This is a genomic window from Limnohabitans sp. TS-CS-82 (assembly GCF_002943475.1).
The window spans coordinates 338,371-355,257 of sequence record NZ_PTQX01000003.1 but is presented as its reverse complement, the minus strand read 5'-3'; the positions used below and the strand labels follow the sequence as shown (position 1 = coordinate 355,257).

General features: G+C 62.5%; 17 protein-coding genes. 8 read left to right on the top strand and 9 right to left on the bottom strand.

What is annotated here, in order from left to right; translation table 11 throughout:
• The first annotated feature begins 94 nt into the window (after positions 1–94).
• Positions 95–3,181 carry an excinuclease ABC subunit UvrA gene (gene uvrA / locus C5F52_RS09405; protein WP_104798184.1) on the top strand — a complete coding sequence of 1,029 codons (3,087 nt, stop codon included), beginning with the start codon at positions 95–97 and terminating at the stop codon, positions 3,179–3,181.
• A gap of 1 nt (position 3,182) precedes the next feature.
• Here the strand turns inward: uvrA and C5F52_RS09400 are convergent, their stop codons facing one another.
• Positions 3,183–3,653: a peptidylprolyl isomerase gene (locus tag C5F52_RS09400; RefSeq protein ID WP_104798183.1), complete on the bottom strand. Its 471-nt coding sequence runs from the start codon at positions 3,651–3,653 to the stop codon at positions 3,183–3,185.
• Positions 3,654–3,730: 77 nt separating this feature from the next.
• On the opposite strand from C5F52_RS09400, the gene C5F52_RS09395 reads away from it, so the two are divergent.
• The 4 genes from C5F52_RS09395 (at position 3,731) to C5F52_RS09380 (ending at position 6,693) form a co-directional block, all read left to right on the top strand.
• Positions 3,731–4,126, top strand: coding sequence for a glutaredoxin (locus C5F52_RS09395; protein ID WP_104798087.1), 396 nt, complete (start codon positions 3,731–3,733; stop codon positions 4,124–4,126).
• Between the two features lie 73 nt (positions 4,127–4,199).
• Positions 4,200–4,760 (top strand): cytochrome b, encoded by a 561-nt coding sequence (locus tag C5F52_RS09390; protein ID WP_104798086.1) that lies wholly within the window; start codon positions 4,200–4,202, stop codon positions 4,758–4,760.
• Between the two features lie 19 nt (positions 4,761–4,779).
• Positions 4,780–5,391 carry a CYTH domain-containing protein gene (locus C5F52_RS09385; RefSeq protein ID WP_161499676.1) on the top strand — a complete coding sequence of 204 codons (612 nt, stop codon included), beginning with the start codon at positions 4,780–4,782 and terminating at the stop codon, positions 5,389–5,391.
• 105 nt (positions 5,392–5,496) lie between these two features.
• Complete coding sequence (locus C5F52_RS09380) at positions 5,497–6,693, top strand: serine hydrolase (RefSeq protein ID WP_236657797.1); 1,197 nt, start codon at positions 5,497–5,499, stop codon at positions 6,691–6,693.
• A gap of 42 nt (positions 6,694–6,735) precedes the next feature.
• Here the strand turns inward: C5F52_RS09380 and pyrF are convergent, their stop codons facing one another.
• The gene (gene pyrF, locus C5F52_RS09375) at positions 6,736–7,587 is read right to left on the bottom strand and encodes an orotidine-5'-phosphate decarboxylase (RefSeq protein ID WP_201746992.1); all 852 of its coding nucleotides are present in this window, start codon (positions 7,585–7,587) and stop codon (positions 6,736–6,738) included.
• A 104-nt stretch (positions 7,588–7,691) separates the two neighbouring features.
• Here pyrF and C5F52_RS09370 point away from each other — a divergent pair, with 104 nt between their 5' ends.
• A complete protein-coding gene (locus C5F52_RS09370) occupies positions 7,692–8,573 on the top strand; it encodes a DMT family transporter (RefSeq protein ID WP_104798180.1) in 882 nt (293 codons plus the stop codon).
• Here C5F52_RS09370 and C5F52_RS09365 read toward each other — a convergent pair.
• From C5F52_RS09365 to tsaB, 3 genes are read right to left on the bottom strand one after another with little or no spacing between them, the layout of a single operon-like run.
• Complete coding sequence (locus tag C5F52_RS09365; protein ID WP_104798084.1) at positions 8,570–9,571, bottom strand: uracil-DNA glycosylase; 1,002 nt, start codon at positions 9,569–9,571, stop codon at positions 8,570–8,572. The two genes, C5F52_RS09370 and C5F52_RS09365, sit on opposite strands and share 4 nt — an antisense overlap.
• A 10-nt stretch (positions 9,572–9,581) precedes the next feature.
• Positions 9,582–10,046, bottom strand: coding sequence for a ribosomal protein S18-alanine N-acetyltransferase (gene rimI, locus C5F52_RS09360; protein WP_104798083.1), 465 nt, complete (start codon positions 10,044–10,046; stop codon positions 9,582–9,584).
• A 15-nt stretch (positions 10,047–10,061) separates the two neighbouring features.
• Positions 10,062–10,853, bottom strand: coding sequence for a tRNA (adenosine(37)-N6)-threonylcarbamoyltransferase complex dimerization subunit type 1 TsaB (gene tsaB, locus C5F52_RS09355; RefSeq protein WP_104798082.1), 792 nt, complete (start codon positions 10,851–10,853; stop codon positions 10,062–10,064).
• A 67-nt stretch (positions 10,854–10,920) separates the two neighbouring features.
• Between tsaB and dacB the strand changes: the two genes are divergently transcribed.
• Positions 10,921–12,432 carry a D-alanyl-D-alanine carboxypeptidase/D-alanyl-D-alanine-endopeptidase gene (gene dacB / locus C5F52_RS09350; protein WP_201746991.1) on the top strand — a complete coding sequence of 504 codons (1,512 nt, stop codon included), beginning with the start codon at positions 10,921–10,923 and terminating at the stop codon, positions 12,430–12,432.
• 32 nt (positions 12,433–12,464) lie between these two features.
• Positions 12,465–12,743: a SemiSWEET transporter gene (locus tag C5F52_RS09345; protein WP_104798080.1), complete on the top strand. Its 279-nt coding sequence runs from the start codon at positions 12,465–12,467 to the stop codon at positions 12,741–12,743.
• On the opposite strand, the gene C5F52_RS09340 is transcribed toward C5F52_RS09345, so the two are convergent.
• The 4 genes from C5F52_RS09340 to purE form a co-directional block, all read right to left on the bottom strand.
• Positions 12,740–14,029, bottom strand: coding sequence for a hypothetical protein (locus C5F52_RS09340; RefSeq protein ID WP_104798079.1), 1,290 nt, complete (start codon positions 14,027–14,029; stop codon positions 12,740–12,742). The two genes, C5F52_RS09345 and C5F52_RS09340, sit on opposite strands and share 4 nt — an antisense overlap.
• Positions 14,030–14,059: 30 nt before the next feature.
• The gene (locus C5F52_RS09335; protein WP_104798078.1) at positions 14,060–15,145 is read right to left on the bottom strand and encodes an L-threonylcarbamoyladenylate synthase; all 1,086 of its coding nucleotides are present in this window, start codon (positions 15,143–15,145) and stop codon (positions 14,060–14,062) included.
• 64 nt (positions 15,146–15,209) lie between these two features.
• A complete protein-coding gene (locus C5F52_RS09330; protein ID WP_104798077.1) occupies positions 15,210–16,397 on the bottom strand; it encodes a 5-(carboxyamino)imidazole ribonucleotide synthase in 1,188 nt (395 codons plus the stop codon).
• On the bottom strand, positions 16,394–16,885 hold the full coding sequence (purE, locus tag C5F52_RS09325) for a 5-(carboxyamino)imidazole ribonucleotide mutase (RefSeq protein ID WP_104798076.1): 492 nt from the start codon (positions 16,883–16,885) through the stop codon (positions 16,394–16,396). The genes C5F52_RS09330 and purE overlap by 4 nt, the downstream gene beginning before the upstream one ends.
• Positions 16,886–16,887: the final 2 nt, after the last annotated feature.

Below are 16,887 nucleotides of genomic sequence, written 5' to 3'. Positions count from 1 at the left end.
AAGAAGAAAAATAAATAATACTTTAGATTTATTTATATATCTTGTTAACTCTTCAGGAAGTTCACACATGAGCCGTCATCAACCCGCCACTATCATGGCGGGTTGCCCTTCATTCGACTGCCCCGTGAACAAACCTACCGACGGCGCCTACTTAGGCCAAGCCATGCACCACCCCTCTGCCATGCGAAACATCAGCATTCGCGGAGCGCGCACGCACAACCTGAAAAACATCGACCTCGATATTCCGCGTAACCAGTTGGTGGTGATCACGGGTTTGTCGGGCTCGGGCAAATCTAGCCTTGCGTTTGACACGCTGTATGCCGAAGGCCAGCGCCGCTATGTGGAAAGTCTCTCGGCCTACGCCCGCCAGTTTTTGGGCCGCTTGGACAAGCCCGATGTGGACCTGATTGAGGGCCTGTCGCCCGCCATCAGCATTGAGCAAAAAGCCACCAGCCACAACCCGCGCTCCACGGTGGGTACGGTGACCGAGATTCACGACTACCTGCGCTTGCTGTTTGCCCGCGCAGGCACGCCGTATTGCCCCGACCACAACTTGGCGCTGCAAGCGCAAAGCGTGTCGCAAATGGTGGACGCCGTCATGGCGCTGCCCGAAGACACCAAGCTCATGCTGCTCGCGCCCATCGCGCGCAACCGCAAGGGCGAGTACAGCGAAATCTTCACGCAATTGCAAGCGCAGGGCTATGTGCGCTTTCGCATTGAAGGCAAGGTGTACGAGTACGACGAACTGCCCGAGCTGAAGAAAACCGAGAAGCACGACATTGACGTGGTGGTGGACCGCATCAAAGTGCGCCACGAAGCGCCCGCACCCGCAGCGCCCCCTGCGCCTCTGGCCGAACCCAGCATTGGCGACATCGCCATCACCCCCACCGCGCCGCCGCCCCCCGCCTTGCGCCAGCGCTTGGCCGAGAGCTTTGAAGCCGCCTTGCGTTTGGCCGAAGGGCGCGCCATCGCACTTGAAATGGACACGGGCGCAGAGCACAGCTTCAACGCCAAGTTTTCGTGCCCGCAGTGCACCTACTCCATCAGCGAACTTGAGCCCCGCTTGTTCTCGTTCAACTCGCCCGTGGGCGCGTGCCCCTCGTGCGACGGCTTGGGCCACCAAGACTTTTTCGACCCCGCACGCGTGGTGGCGTTTCCGTCACTCAGCTTGGGCAGCGGTGCCATCAAAGGCTGGGACCGCCGCAACGCGCATTACTTCACGATGCTGGAGAGCTTGGCCAAGCACTACAAATTTGACCTCGACGCCCCCTTTGAAAACCTCAGCCCCGAAGTGCGCCAAGTGCTGCTTTACGGCTCGGGCGAGGAAGAAATCAAATTCAACTACAGCTTGGACAGCGGCGCCTCAGGCGGTAAAAAGCTCAGCAAAAAGCACCCCTTTGAAGGCATCTTGGTGAACATGGAACGCCGCTACCACGAGACCGACTCGGTGGTGGTGCGCGAAGACTTGGCCCGCTACCGTGGCACGCGCGCTTGCGTGGCCTGCGGCGGTACACGCCTGCGCCGCGAAGCGCGCAACGTGCGCATTGGCGACGGCGAACAAATGCGCGGCATTTTTGACATCAGCCACACCACGCTGGGCGAATGCTTTGGCTACTTCAACACCCTGCAACTGCAAGGCGCCAAAGCCGAGATTGCCGACAAAGTGGTGCGCGAAATCGCCTCACGCCTGAAGTTCTTGAACGACGTGGGCCTGAACTACCTCAGCCTTGACCGCAGCGCCGACACCCTGTCGGGCGGCGAAGCGCAACGCATTCGCCTTGCGTCACAAATTGGCTCGGGCCTCACCGGCGTGATGTACGTGTTGGACGAGCCCAGCATCGGCCTGCACCAACGCGACAACGATCGCCTGATCGACACCCTCAAACACCTGCGCAATATTGGCAACAGCGTGATCGTGGTCGAGCACGACGAAGACATGATCCGTTGCGCCGACTTCTGCGTGGACATGGGCCCCGGCGCGGGCGTGCACGGCGGCCAAGTGATGGCCAGCGGCACACCCGCCGAAATTGAGGCCAACCCCAACTCGCTGACCGGCCGCTATTTGGCGCAAACCCTGCGCATTGACGTGCCGACAAAGCGCAACAGCTTTTGGCCCGTACCCGCCGACGACCTGGCCTACAACCGCAAGCTCGACAAAGACGCGAGCGAACACCAAGTCATCCGCATCAAAGGCGCGCATGGCAACAACCTCAAAAACGTGACCGCCGACTTCCCCGTGGGCTTGCTCACCTGCGTCACGGGCGTTTCGGGCTCGGGCAAATCCACCTTGGTCAACGAAACGCTGTACACCGCCGCCGCGCACGCCATTCACCGCGCCCACGACGAGCCTGCAGCACACGACGAAATCACGGGCCTCGACTACTTCGACAAAGTCATCAACGTCGACCAGTCGCCCATTGGCCGTACGCCCCGCAGCAACCCCGCCACCTACACCGGCTTGTTCACGCCCATTCGGGAACTCTTGGCCGAAGTGCCCATGGCGCGCGAGCGCGGTTACGGCCCTGGGCGATTCAGCTTCAACGTGGCCGCAGGCTCAGGCGGCGGCCGTTGCGAAGCCTGCCAAGGCGACGGCATGGTGAAAGTCGAAATGCACTTCTTGCCCGACGTGTATGTGCCCTGCGACGTGTGCGCGGGCTTGCGCTACAACCGCGAAACCTTGGAGGTCATGTACAAGGGCAAAAACATCGCGCAAATTTTGACGCTCACCGTCGAAGCCGCGCTGGTGTTTTTCAACGCCGTGCCCAACATCGCCCGCAAGCTGCAAACCTTGATGGACGTGGGCCTGTCGTACCTGCAACTCGGCCAAGCTGCCACCACCCTCTCAGGCGGTGAGGCACAACGCGTGAAGCTGGCCTTGGAGCTGAGCAAGCGCGACACCGGCCGCACGCTCTACATCTTGGACGAGCCCACCACCGGTCTGCACTTCGCAGACATTGCGCTGCTGCTGAAAGTGCTGCAACACCTGCGCGATGCGGGCAACACCATCGTCATCATCGAACACAACCTCGACGTCATCAAAACCGCCGACTGGCTGATTGACATGGGGCCCGAGGGCGGCTCGGGCGGCGGTATGGTGGTGGGTGTGGGCACGCCCGAAGACCTGGCGGCCAACCCTGCCAGCTTTACCGGCAAGTACTTGAAGCGCTTGCTAGCCAGCTGATTTAATGCTGATGCCCATGCGCGCCATGCACATGGCGATGGGTAATTTCTTCGGCGGTAGCGGCACGCACAGCTGTCACGGTGCAGCTGAAACGCAGCGCTTGACCGGCCAATTCGTGGTTGCCGTCTAGGTGCACTTCAGGCCCTTTGATTTTCACCACGTTGAACACGCGTGGCTGGCCATCTTCGCCTGCGCCTTGCAACTGGCCGCCCACTTTCACGCCGGGTGGAAATTCAGCTTTAGGAATGACGCGCACCAACGATTCGTCGCGCTCGCCAAAGGCGTCTTCTGCGCTCAATTCCAGCGTGACGGCAAAGCCCACGGCTTGGCCATTGAGGGCTGCTTCAACCTTCGGAAAGATGTTTTCATAGCCGCCGTGCAAATAGGCCAATTGCCCCGAGTCCAAGGGCTTGCCTGTGGGTGTGGTGACTTGGTATTTGATGGTGACGGCCGTGTCTTGAATGATCTGCATGGCTAGGCTTTGAATGAAAAACGCCATTGTCCACGACCTCGCGGTAGCCCCCGCATCAAGCCTTACCATTCCCTCCCATGAAACCTATCATCCGTGCCTTTTTCAAAACCCTGCGCCTCGTGCTGGGCCCCGTCATGTTGCTCAAAGAGCGCCTCACCCAACCAAAGGGCGTGGTGCGCGAACCCGCCGCGCAAACCACGGTCAACCTGCAATGCCAAAACCTCGCGCTGTACCAGTTCAGCACCTGCCCGTTTTGCATCAAAGTTCGCCAAGAAATGCGTCGCCTGTCGCTGCCCATCGACAAGCGCGACGCGCAACACGACAGCGCCCACCGCGCCGAATTGCTGCAAGGCAGTGGCGCCACCAAAGTGCCTTGCCTGAAGATCACCGACGCCAATGGCCAAACCCAGTGGCTGCATGACTCGGCCGCCATCGTGACCTACTTGCGCGCGCGTTTTGCGGCGGCGGCTTGAGGCGCTCAAACGTGCGCCTCATCAAATCGTCATTCTTCCCCTGCACAATCGCGTTCTTTTTCGGGCGACAACGATGACCACCACACACACCCACTACGACCCCTTGAGCCGCGCACTCCATTGGCTCACCGCCGTCGCGGTCATCGCCGCCTTCATCCTTGGGCCCGAGCACTTTGGCCGCGAAATGCGCCAAGGCTTGGACCCCGCCACACGCATCGACATCGTCTTGCACGAATCGCTGGGCGTGTTGGTGATGGCGCTGACGCTGCTGCGCCTGCTCTGGGTCGCCGTGCGTCCCGCCCAACCCAGTTTTGACATGCCCGCTTGGATGCGCATCGCATCCAAAGCCACGCAGGGCCTGCTGTGGTTGATGCTGTTGGCGGTGCCCGTTTCTGCCATCTTGACACTGGGCAGCGAAGGCCATCCGCTGACGCTGTTGGGCGGCATTCGCGTGAACGAGATGCCTTTCATCGCGCAATCTGTGATCGCTGAGATGGCCGACTGGGGCGAGATGCACGAACTGCTGGGCAATGCCATCATGTGGCTGTCTGGGCTGCATGCCGTTGCGGCCATCTATCACCACCGCGTTCTCAAGGACGGCGTGCTGCTCTCGATGCTGCCGCCACGCGGCTAAAGCAGGCTTCAACCGCGCCATGGAAACCGAACTCAAGCTCACCCTGCGCCAGCAAGACGTGCCCGCGCTGTTGGCGCATCCGCTGCTGGCCGCACCTGCCCAGGTGCAACGCTTGCTCAACACCTACTTTGACACGCCCGCCTTGGACTTGAAACAACGCCGCATGGCCGTGCGCGAGCGCTTGGCGGGCACGCAGTGGTTGCTCACAGTAAAAACCGCTGGCAAAAGTGAGAACGGGTTGTCCCGCCGCCAAGAGTGGGAAGGCCCGACCACACCAGGCGCCTTGCAGTTCGACGCGCTGGTGGACGACGCAGCGCTGGCCACCGACCTGATGGCGCTGCGGCCGAATTTGAAAGCGCTGTTTTGCACCGACTTTGAACGCCAGCGCTGGGTGGTAACGCACGAAGGGGCTCAGATCGAAGTGGCCCTCGACCAAGGCCGCATCCATGTGCCCGGCACCGCGTTGCAAGAGCCGCTGTTGGAGCTGGAACTCGAACTGCTCAGTGGCCCCGAATCGGCACTGATGGCGCTGGCCAATGTGCTGCGCCAAACCCCGCAAGGCACAGTCGCGCTCACGCCCAGCGATGCCAGCAAAGCGCAACGGGGCATGGCGTTGTGGGCGCAGACCTGAACCTTCACGATTGAAAGCAAGCACCGCAGCAGGGCTTCGGTTGCTTTAGGTGATACCCCGTTGTCCGGCGTTGGGTTACAAAACGTTCATCTCAAGGAACGTCCGATGACCACAACCATGCTCCACACCGCACCCGCTCAACCTCTGCCCCACGCTCAACCCGCCGACGTGGGCCTGTGCCCCGAGCGCACGCAGCGCCTGATGGATGTGCTGCGGCGCGAGGTGGCCAGCGGGCGTTTGCCTGGGGCCGTGGCCGTGGTTGCCCGCCGCGGCAAGATCGCCTTGTTCGAGGCCGTGGGCCAGCAAGACCCAGCCACCGGCACGCCCATGCAGACCGACAGCATCTTCCGCATTTATTCGATGACCAAACCGGTCGTGTCGGTGGCGGTGATGATGCTGGTCGAGCGTGGGCTGCTGTTGCTCAGTGACCCCGTCAGCCGCTGGCTGCCCGAGTACGCCAACCAGCAAGTCGCCACCGCCCATGGTTTGGAGCCGGTGCGTAACCCAGCCACGGTGCAAGACCTGCTGCGCCACACGGCGGGGCTGACGTATGAATTTTTGGGCACGTCCTCCGTTCAACAGCAATACGGCCAAGTCAAGATCGGCTCACGCGAGCGCAGCAACGCCGAGTTTTCGCAAACGCTGGCGGCGATGCCCTTGCAGTTCCAGCCCGGCAGCGTGTGGGCCTACAGCCGCGCCACCGATGTGCTGGGCAGGCTGGTCGAGGTGGTCAGCGGGCAGGGCTTGGGCGCATTTTTGCAAGCCGAAATCTTTGGCCCGCTGGGCATGGTGGACACCGGCTTTGCCGTGCCGCCCGCCCAGCACCACCGCATTGCCGAGCCCTTTGCGCACGACCCAGACGGCGGTGTCCCCATGAAGGTGATCGAACCTCGCCAAGTGCCCGCCATGGAGGGCGGCGGCGGCGGTCTCATGTCCACCGCGATGGACTACGCCCGCTTTTTGCAATGCCTACGCAACCGGGGCGAGCTGAACGGCGTGCGCCTGCTGGGCCCGCACACGGTGGACTTCATGACGGCCGACCATTTGGGCGACATCCCGTCCGATGGCCCCTTGCTGCCCCCGGGCCACGGCTTTGGTCTGGGCTTTGCGGTGCGCACGCAACTGGGCGTGTCGCCCGTGCCGGGCTCGGTGGGCTTGTATTACTGGGGCGGCATCGCAGGCACCACGTTTTTTGTGGACCCCGCGCTGGACCTCTACGCCATGCTGATGATTCAGGCGCCCAACCAGCGAGACTATTACCGGCCGTTGTTTAGGGATTTGGTTTATGCGGCGTTGGTGTGAGTCACAGGCAACACCATCAAAACAACGAATCGCTGGCGTACCTTAGCCTTTAGCAGCCTGCAAAGTCTCACGCGTTTGCAAGGCCACACGTCGCGCAGCATCGGCGAAGTCATCGCCACTGGACGCATACAAAATCGCACGCGACGAGTTGACGATGATGGGGCCCGTGGTCACTGGGCCATTTGCACCGTCGGCCACACGCAAGCCCGCTTTCACGGTAGCCACCGCATCGCCGCCTTGGGCGCCCACGCCGGGGATGAGCAAGGGCAAAGTCGGGGCCAATTCGCGCACACGTTCGATTTCTTTCGGGTAGGTCGCGCCCACCACCAAGCCTAGTTGGCCGTTCAGGTTCCAAGGGCCTTGGGCCAAACGCGCCACATGTTCGTACAGCAAGGGCTGGCCATCCACCGACGCCAAACGTTGGTTTTGCAGATCGTCACCGCCGGGGTTGGAGGTGCGGCACAGCAAGAACGCGCCTTTGCCGTGGTACTTCAAATAGGGGGCCACCGAGTCCCAGCCCATGAACGGCGAGAGGGTGACGGCGTCGGCACCGTAGCGCTCGAAGGCTTCGATGGCGTATTGCTCAGCGGTAGAGCCAATGTCGCCACGCTTGGCATCCAAGATGATCGGCACTTGAGGCGCAACGCGGCGCATGTGTTCCATCAAACGCTCCAACTGGCCTTCGGCGCGGTGCGCGGCGAAGTAGGCGATTTGGGGCTTGAAGGCCATGGCCAAGTCGGCGGTGGCGTCGACGATTGATGCGCAGAAGTCGTAAATCTTGTTCGAGTCGCCCTTGATGCGGTCGGGGAACTTGGTGGGTTCGGGGTCAAGGCCCACGCAGAGCATGGAGTTGTTTTGGCGCTCTGCGCTTGCAAGCATGTCGAGGAAGGTCATGCCGTGATTTTAGAAGGCTTAACATGCCCTTCATGAATGCGCAGCACACACCCACGCCTGCTTCACAGGCCACCCCAACGCCCATCCCCAACACGGGCGCACGCCTGCCGCTGCTGACACGCCGCCAACTGTGGACGCTGGTCGCACTCACCGTGGTCTGGGGCCTGAACTGGCCCATCATGAAACTGGGCGTGACGGGCTTTCCACCGCTCACGTTTCGCAGCTTGTCGATGATCGCGGGCTTGCCCTTGCTAGGCTTGGCACTGGTGGTGATGAAGGTGCCGTTTCGCATTCCGCGCGCGCACTGGCGCGAGTTGTTGGTGCTGGCGGTGTTCAACATGTTTGTGTGGCACATCTTGGTGATCTTGGCGATTCCGCTGCTGTCCAGCGGACGGGCGGCCATCTTGGGTTACACCATGCCCATTTTTTCAGCCATGTGCGGCGTGTGGTGGTTCAAGGCGCCGTTGCGGCCGCGTCAGTGGCTGGGCGTGCTTGCAGCGGCGGTGGGCGTGTTGCTGCTGCTGTGGAATGAGTTGACCCACTTTGCCGGTCAGCCTGTGGGCGTGTTGATGGTGTTGGTCGCGGCGGCCACTTGGGCTTACGGCACACAACGCCTGCGCCATACCCACTTAGAGGTGCCCACGTTGACCATTGCGTTTTGGATGACCACCCTCACCACGCTGCTGATGATCGGCTTGAGCGTCGCCACCGAACAAGACCGCTGGCAAATGCCCACCACCAGCACCGCGTGGGCCATTGCCTACAACGCCGTGGGCGTGTTTGCCTTTGCACAAGCCGCGTGGCTGACCTTGGCACGCGGCCTGCCGCCCGTGGCCTCGACCTTGAGCGTGATGTTCATTCCCGTGCTGGGCGTGTTCAGCGGCGCGTGGGTGCTGGGCGAGGTGCTGCACTGGCAAGACTGGACCGCTGTGGCACTGATGGTGGTGGCCATTGCCTCGGTGCTGTGGCCGGCCAAATCCAGTTAAGGCTGATCGCTGACCTGCGCCATGGCCAAACACAAATCAGCCCACACCTTGGCTTTTTCGGGCAAGTTGCGCAGCACGTAAGCGGGGTGGTACGTCACCACCACCGGCACGCCGTGGTAGCGCCGCACTTGGCCGCGCAGCTTGCCAAGAGGCGTGGTATCCAGCTCAGGCACGGTGTCTTGCAGCAAAGCCTGAATCGCCACACGGCCCATGGCCACGATGACTTTGGGCTTGAGCAAGGCCACTTGTTGTTGCAGATAAGGCGTGCATTGCGCCGCCTCTTCGCGCTTGGGGTTGCGGTTGCCCGGCGGGCTGCACTTGAGCACGTTGGTGATGAACACGCCGCCCGCATCGGGCGCTGCGCCTTTTAAAGGGCCGGTGCGCGATTGGCCGCAGGCGCGCAACATGTTGTCGAGCAACTCGCCCGCAGCGCCCACAAAGGGCTCGCCCTGCGCGTCTTCCGCTTCGCCCGGCGTTTCTCCCACGATGAGCCAGTCGACCTTGGGCGCTTGAGCAGCTTCGCCGTCGTTGCCCACGGGGATAGGACCACCCACGCCAAAGACGGTGTTTTTTCGGGTGCCGCACAAACTACACGCTTGGCAAGTGGTGACCGTGGTTTGCAAAGTGGGCCAGTCCATCTGGTCCAAGCCTTCAGGGCGTTGGATGATGACGGGGGCGGCCGTTGCGGCACGGGGTGAAGGCACAGACACAGGGGAACGGGCCGCACTGGTTGAGCTGGCAGCAGGCAAGGCAAGGGCCGCCAAGTCAGCCGCATCGGCAAAGGTAGAGGACGGGTTAGCCGACGCGCCATAGGCCAGTGGTGTGGCAACGCCGAGCGCAACGGGGGATGCGCCAAAAGCAGGGTTTGCGTTCTGCCCCACCGACACAGCCGCATGCGGCTCCGGCACCAAATCGGGCTCCCACGCGGGGGCCCAGACGCGCACATGCATTTCGGCCAGCATGGCGCGTTGACGGGGATCGAGGTTGAGGGAGGTCATGACAAGGGGCTCACAGTTTGAACGACATGACCACCGCGTGTTCGCGCTGCCCAAGGTTGGCGGGGTAATAGTTTTTGCGCTCGCCGACACGGCGATAGCCATAACGCTCGTACACCTGCATGGCGCGGGCGTTGCTGGCGCGCACTTCCAGCCACAGCCACTGGGCGCCGCGTCCGCGTGACCACACGGCCAGCGCGTCGAGCATCAACACCGCCCAGCCTTGGCCTTGAAACTCAGGCGCCACGGTGATGTTGAGCAAATGCACCTCGTCCACGCCCTCCATCGCCACGAAGTAGCCCAGTAGGGTGTCGCCGCCCATCAGCGCCAGCACTTGGTAGCCGGCCTTGAAGGAGTCCACAAAATTGCCCCGCGTCCACGGGTGGCTGTAGGCGCTTTGCTCCACGCGCAGCACGTCGTCGAGCAGCGCTGCGGTCAGCGGCTCTAGGCGAACTTCGGGTTTCAAAACGGCGCTCATAGGGGGCATTGTCGATCAAGCGGCGGGCTGTTGTTTCGCGAGCAAGCGCTCCTCGGTGGTCTGGGCGACCTTGTCTCGGATATACAGCGGCAAGGCCTCTTCGGGCGGTACAGCACGGCCTTGCGCCCACGCTTGCGGGGCCAAGCGCAGCAAGGCAGAGGCCGTGGGCAAGGCCGCAATTTGCGGTGCCGTGAAAGCTGCGGGCCAGCGCCCGGCGTACACGCCCCACGCGTTGCCTGCGGCGATGAAAACAGGACCGCGGGAGCCAAGGCTGTTGTCGCTGGGGGCACGGGCCTCGTCAGCTGTCCAAGCGCTGGGCCAGCGCAAGGTGTCTGGATTTTGCAATTCGGCGTCTTGCACGCAACGCCAAACAGGCACGGCTTCAGGCTCAGCGTCGGCAGTCACCTCGTATTCATACGCTGCCACGTAGACCTGATCCATGCGGGCATCCAGCACCGCGAGCACGCGAGTGATGGGCGCACGCGCGTAACGCGCCTCTTCAGCCACCGCCAACAAGGTGTCGATCGGCAGCACGGGCACGTCGGCACCAAAAGCCAAGCCCTGCGCTACCGAACACGCGGTGCGCAGACCTGTAAACGCGCCCGGCCCACGCCCAAACACCACCGCTTGCAAATCGGCAAAGGCCAAACCAGCCTCGCCCATCAAACGCAAGGTCTGCGGCAAGGTCTGCGCCGACGACTGCGCGCCGCCTGCGCTGGTGTGCGCCCACGTTTGCGTGTCACGCGAGACGGCGATGGAGAGGGTGTCGGTGCTGGTCTCTAAGGCCAGCCAAGGCTTGTTTTGCATGGCGTGATTATCCCGCTGTGATAATTTGCCCATGACGACTCTGCAACGGCCTGCTCAGCATTTTTCAATGCCCCATTTTTTTCACGATTCGCGACGGCCGTTGCTGGGTGATCTGCTGCGCACTTGGGCCATCGTTGGCTTGGTGTGTTTGGGTGCGCTCGCACCCCATCTGAGCCACGCCCGTCCCGAAGCACGGGCGAAAACGCCTCACGCCCCGACAGCGCCCAGTCACACCGCTGGCGACCTCGGCCAACTACCCGCCGAGGTGGACGCCGCACTGCAGCGCGCCAAAGTGCCCCGCGACGCCTTTCATGTGATGGTGGTGGAAGCCAGCGGCCACAGCGCCCCGCGCTTGAGCCACCACGCCCAAGTGCCCGTCAACCCCGCCTCGCTGATGAAGCTGGCCACCACCACCGCCGCGCTCGATTTGCTCGGCCCCGCCTTCGTGTGGCGCACCTCCGTGTTTGTGGACGGCCCCGTGCGCGATGGCGTGTTGCAAGGCAACGTTTACGTGCGCGGCGGCGGTGACCCGCGTTTGGGCGTGGAGCGCGTGTGGCTGCTGATGCGCCGTTTGCAAGGCTTGGGCATTCAAAAAATTCAAGGCGACTTGGTGCTCGACCGCAGCGCCTTTGACGTGCCGCCGCGCGATGCCGCCAGTTTTGACGGCGAGCCCCTGCGCCCCTACAACGCCGCGCCTGATGCGCTGCTGCTGAACTTCAAATCTCTGCTCATTCAGTTCGTGCCCGACCGCGCCGCCAACGTGGCGCGCGTGCATGTGGAGCCGCCAATGGCAGGGGTGCAATTCCCTGCCACCGTGCCACTGTCCGCCGGGGACTGCAGCGATTACCGCACCAGCTTACGCGCCGACTGGAGCGACGCCACGCGCCCCCGTTTTGCAGGCAACTTCCCCGCCGTGTGTGGCGAAAAAATGTGGCCCATCGCTTACAGCGCGCCCCCGCAATTCGCCGCACGCGCGCTCTTGGGCATGTGGCAGCAGCTGGGCGGTCAGCTCAGCGGTCAAGTGCGTGAAGGCGCGGTGCCCAACGGCCTGCAACCCGCTTTCAGCGTGGAGTCGCCCACGCTGGCCGAGGTGATTCGCGACATCAACAAATTCAGCAACAACGTGATGGCGCAGCAAGTCTTCCTCACGCTCAGCCAACAACCACGCGGCGTCGGCAGCTTTGAAGCATCGCGCGAGGTGATGCAGCGCTGGTGGCGTGAGCGCGTGGGCGGCGACATGCCCGTGTTTGACAACGGCTCGGGCCTGAGCCGCGAAGAACGCATCAGCGCCCAAGGCTTGGCGCGTTTGCTGCAAACCGCGTGGGCCTCGGCCAGCATGCCCGAGCTGATGAGCTCGCTGCCCATCACCGGCCTAGACGGCACCTTGAAACGCAGCAAAGCCCAGTTCTCAGCCCACCTCAAAACGGGCAGCCTGCGCGACGTGGCCGGCATTGCGGGCTTTGTCGACGGCCCCAACGGCAAGCGCTGGGTGCTGGTCGCCGTGTTGCACCACCCCAATGCCAACGCCGCCCGCCCCGCCCTCGATGCGATGGTGGACTGGGTCGCGCAGCAACCTTGAATTATTTAAAAAGACCCCATGCGAAAGAACCCATGCAATTGACCGATTTTGTTGGCTACGCCGCCGCCTCGTTGACCACCGCCAGCTTCATCCCGCAGGCGTGGTTGACGTTCAAAACACGCGATGTGCGCGGCATTTCTTTGGGCATGTACAGCGCCTTCACCCTAGGCATCGCGCTGTGGCTGGCCTACGGCTTGCTGATCGAAGCCTGGCCCGTGGTGATCGCCAACGTGATCACCTTGGCCTTGGCATCCAGCATTTTGTGGATGCGCTTGCGGTTTGGCGCCGCCGCAAGCTCAACCGAGGTTTAAAGCCAAGCGGCTTGGCGAAACTTGGTGTTGTAGATGTAGTTGGCAATCAAGGTGTTGCCCAGCGGCGTCAAGTTCAGGTTGTCGGCGAACAAATAACTGTTGAACGTGCCGTTGGTCCACACCGCTGGATCGGCCACGCAGCCGGTGCTGTATCTGAAATCTGTGGCCACGTAGCTGGTGGCGAGCGTCGGCGGTGTGCCCACGGTGGCCACTGCGCAGGCGGGGGTCTTGGGTGCTTGCGCCACGCCATAAGACAGATACGTATTCAAATTACCCGTTTCGATGGTGCCCGACCACAGGTTGAGCTGCTGCGCCAAATCGACGTGCAACACGCGGCGGCTGTCGGCATCGGTTTTGTATTTGTCCATCAAGGCCACGGTCAATTTGCAGTGGAACGAGTTGTTGGGGTTGGTCTTCAAACAAGCCTCGTCCGTGTCGTAGGACAAGGACCACAAAAAGTTTTTGGCCTTGCCATCGGCTGCCGTGCTGCTGCCGTCCAGCGACAAGCCCCAAGGCGTGCGCGCCAAGTTCATGGGCTCGACCACCAGCACATGGGTGGCACCGGCTTGCACCAGCAAATCGATGGCAGCCATCAAACCATTGCTGCCGTTGACCACGCGGTCCAGCTCTGCGAAGGCGGCTGTTTTGTCGGCCAAAGGGCCGCCGAGTTGGGTCACCAACGTGCTGTCGATGTTGATGGACGTGGTGCCATCGGCGGCGAGCATCGTGGGGTTACGACCAAAGTAGCGGTAACCAATCGAGAACAAATCGCGCGTACCCGCGGTGATGACGATCAAGTCATCGGTGGCCACTTTGTTGTTGACACGGGCCAAATAGTCTTGCACTTGGGCAATCAGCGTGGGCTCGTTGCCACCCAAGCTGCCTGTGACCGTGGCGGCGTCGGCCTTGCGAATCATGGCGTTGCCTTTGGCGTAACTGACCAAGCCGGTGGTGGGCAGCGCTGTCGTGTCGCCCAGGGTTCTGGACACAGGTGGTCGAGCGGTAGACCACAGTCCATACACACCTGCCAAGACCTCGCTCACGGTAGTAGGTGTGGTCAATGTCGTGGTGGCAGCAGATACGGTGCTGCTGCCATTGATGGTGAAACGCCCCTCTAAACCGGTAACGCTGCCTGTGCCCACATCGTTCAAACCATCGCCAAACGCAATGATGCGAGTAGGGCGTAATGGGTTGACCGTGCTGCTGGCACCGCCACAGGCCGAAAGCACGGCCAAGGCGGTGATCGCGCACAGGGCTTTGAGGGACTGACTAAAAATGGGGTTCATCGCGTGCTCTTGGTTGGTTGCGGCGCTAGTTTAACGAGCCGGGGTGGCGGCGCGGGTGAGGCGGTCGCGCACACCGTCCCAAGCGGGGGTGAAAGGCGGTGTTTCCACCCAAATCTGCGTGACGCCTTGGGCGTCGAAGCTGCGGAGTTGGGCAAACAGGTGATGGGCACAGACGGCGGGGTCTTGCGGCATGGCATACAGCGCAACCTGATGGCTCTGCGCTGGCGCAATGCTTGTATCGCTGCGCGCCCAAATGGCAATGCTCGGTTTGGCAGGGCTGGCTTCGCCTGCTGTTCCCGAACTAACCGGCGCAGCCTGAGCGGGGGCTCTGTCTTGCTTTGCGCTTTGGGCGTTCACGGCTAAACCGTGCAGCGCTTCTTGTATTTCAGCCGCCGTCATCAAGCGCACTTTGGCGTGCGGGGCGTAATGCGAAGCGAGCGTGCCCGAGGCGCGCGGGGCATCGGCATCTGGCGCGTGGGGGGTGACCACCGCGACGCCACATGCCACGCTGAGTTGCTCAGGCGTCAAAGCGCCGGGGCGCAGCAAGACGGGCGCGGCGCGGGTGCAATCGACGATGGTCGACTCAATGCCCACCGCACATGCGCCGCCATCCACGATGAGCAGCTCAGGCCCAAATTCACCGGCCACATGGGCCGCCGTGGTGGGGCTGACGCGGCCAAACAAATTGGCGCTGGGGGCGGCTACACCATACACGCCCAATGCTTCGCCAGCTTGCAGGACGGCTTGCGCCACTGGGTGCGCGGGGCAACGCAAGCCGACCGAGTTTTGACCGCCTGCAGCCACGGCCGCCATGTCTGGGCGACGCGGCAGGATGAGCGTCAGCGGGCCGGGCCAAAAGGCGTCGATCAGCTTTTGTGCGAATGCCGGCACATGGCTGGCAAACCGCTGCACGCCTTGCGCACTGGCCACATGCACGATCAGCGGGTGGTTGGCGGGGCGGCCTTTGGCGGCAAAGATTTTGCCCACCGCCGCGTCGTTGCCCGCATCGGCCGCCAAGCCGTACACCGTCTCAGTGGGCAGGCCCAGCAGATCACCGCGCTGCAAAGCTTGCGCCGCTGCGGTGATGGTTGGGGGGAGCTGACCGTCAAGAATCATGGGGCAAACGAAGCAGGGGGTGTCGAGGTGATGGGGCTTTGCGCAGAAAGGCGTATGAGCGGTATTAAAACGCCGCGATGCCCAAAATGGCAGCCGCTTGCAACGCCGTTTGACGCGTAGCCTCAGGCGTCGCCGCCGTGATGTTGAGGTGACCCATCTTGCGGCCCACACGCGCTTCGCGCTTGCCGTACAGGTGCAAATGCGTACCGGGCAGCGCCAGCACGTCGTGCCAAGCGGGTTCAGCCTGCAAAGAATTGGGGTCAGAACCCAATTGTTTGGGGAACCACAAATCGCCGAGCAAGTTGAGCATGACGGCAGGGCTGTGTTGGCGCGGTTGCGTCAACGGCAAATCGGCCATGGTGCGCACTTGCAGCTCGAACTGCGACACATCACAGGCGTCTTGGCTGTAGTGGCCGCTGTTGTGGGGACGGGGAGCGATTTCGTTGACCACCAATTTGCCGTCTGCCAACACAAAAAACTCCACGCACAACACGCCGACGTAGTTCAGTTCTTGCGCCACGGCTTTGGCGGCGGTGATGGCTTGGTTGGCCAACGCATCCGGCACATTGCCCGCAAACACCTCGGTCACGGCCAAGATGCCATCGCGGTGCAAGTTGCGTTGCACGGGCAAGTTCACCATCGCGCCGTCGCGGCCACGCGCCACGATGACCGAGCATTCGCTGGCCAAGGGCAACATTTTTTCCAACACGCAAGGCACTTTGCCGAGCTTGGCCCAACCGGCGTTGAGCTCATCACGCGTGGTCACGCGCAACTGGCCTTTGCCGTCGTAGCCCATGCGGGAGGTTTTCAAAATACCAGGCAGCAAGCTGTCGTTCACGGCGGCCAGTTGCTCTGGCGTGTCAATCACCGCATGCGGGGCCACGGGCACACCGCACTTCACAAAGTGGGCTTTCTCACGCGCACGGTCTTGCGCCACAGCCACGGCGGATGCGGCGGGTGAGACAGGCAAGGTGGCGGCGAGTTGCGCCAGCGCATCGGCGGGCACGTTTTCAAACTCAGTGGTCACCGCTTGGCACACGGCGGCGAGTTGCTTCAAGCCTGCGGCGTCTAGGTAATCGGTGTGGATGTGGTGGTGGCTCACCAAGCCGGCAGGGCTTTGTGCATCGGGGTCGAGCACAGCGGTGTTGTAGCCCATACGCTGCGCAGCATGCGCCCACATACGGCCCAACTGGCCACCGCCCAACACGCCCAAGGTAGCGCCGGGCAGCAATGGCTTCAAAGTTGTGCTCATACGGGTGGCAACGTCATGTTGCGCGCGACTTCGGTTTGCGCCACGCGGAAGGCTTGCAGCTTCTCGGCCAACACAGGGTCGGTCGACGCGAGCAAGGCCACCGCAAACAAAGCGGCATTGGCCGCGCCCGCGTTGCCAATCGCAAACGTGGCCACCGGAATGCCTTTGGGCATTTGCACAATGCTGTGCAGCGAATCCACGCCTTGCAAATGCTTGCTGGCCACGGGCACACCCAGCACCGGCACGATGGTTTTGGCAGCAATCATGCCGGGCAAGTGGGCTGCACCGCCCGCACCCGCGATGATGGCGCGCAGGCCACGGCCTTGCGAGCTTTCAGCGTACGCAAACATATCGTCAGGCATGCGGTGAGCGGAAACGACGCGCGTTTCAAAAGTGACCCCAAATTCTTGGAGAATCTGGGCTGCATGTTGCATGGTGTCCCAATCGGAGTTGGAACCCATGACGACGCCGACTTGGCACTGGGTCATGA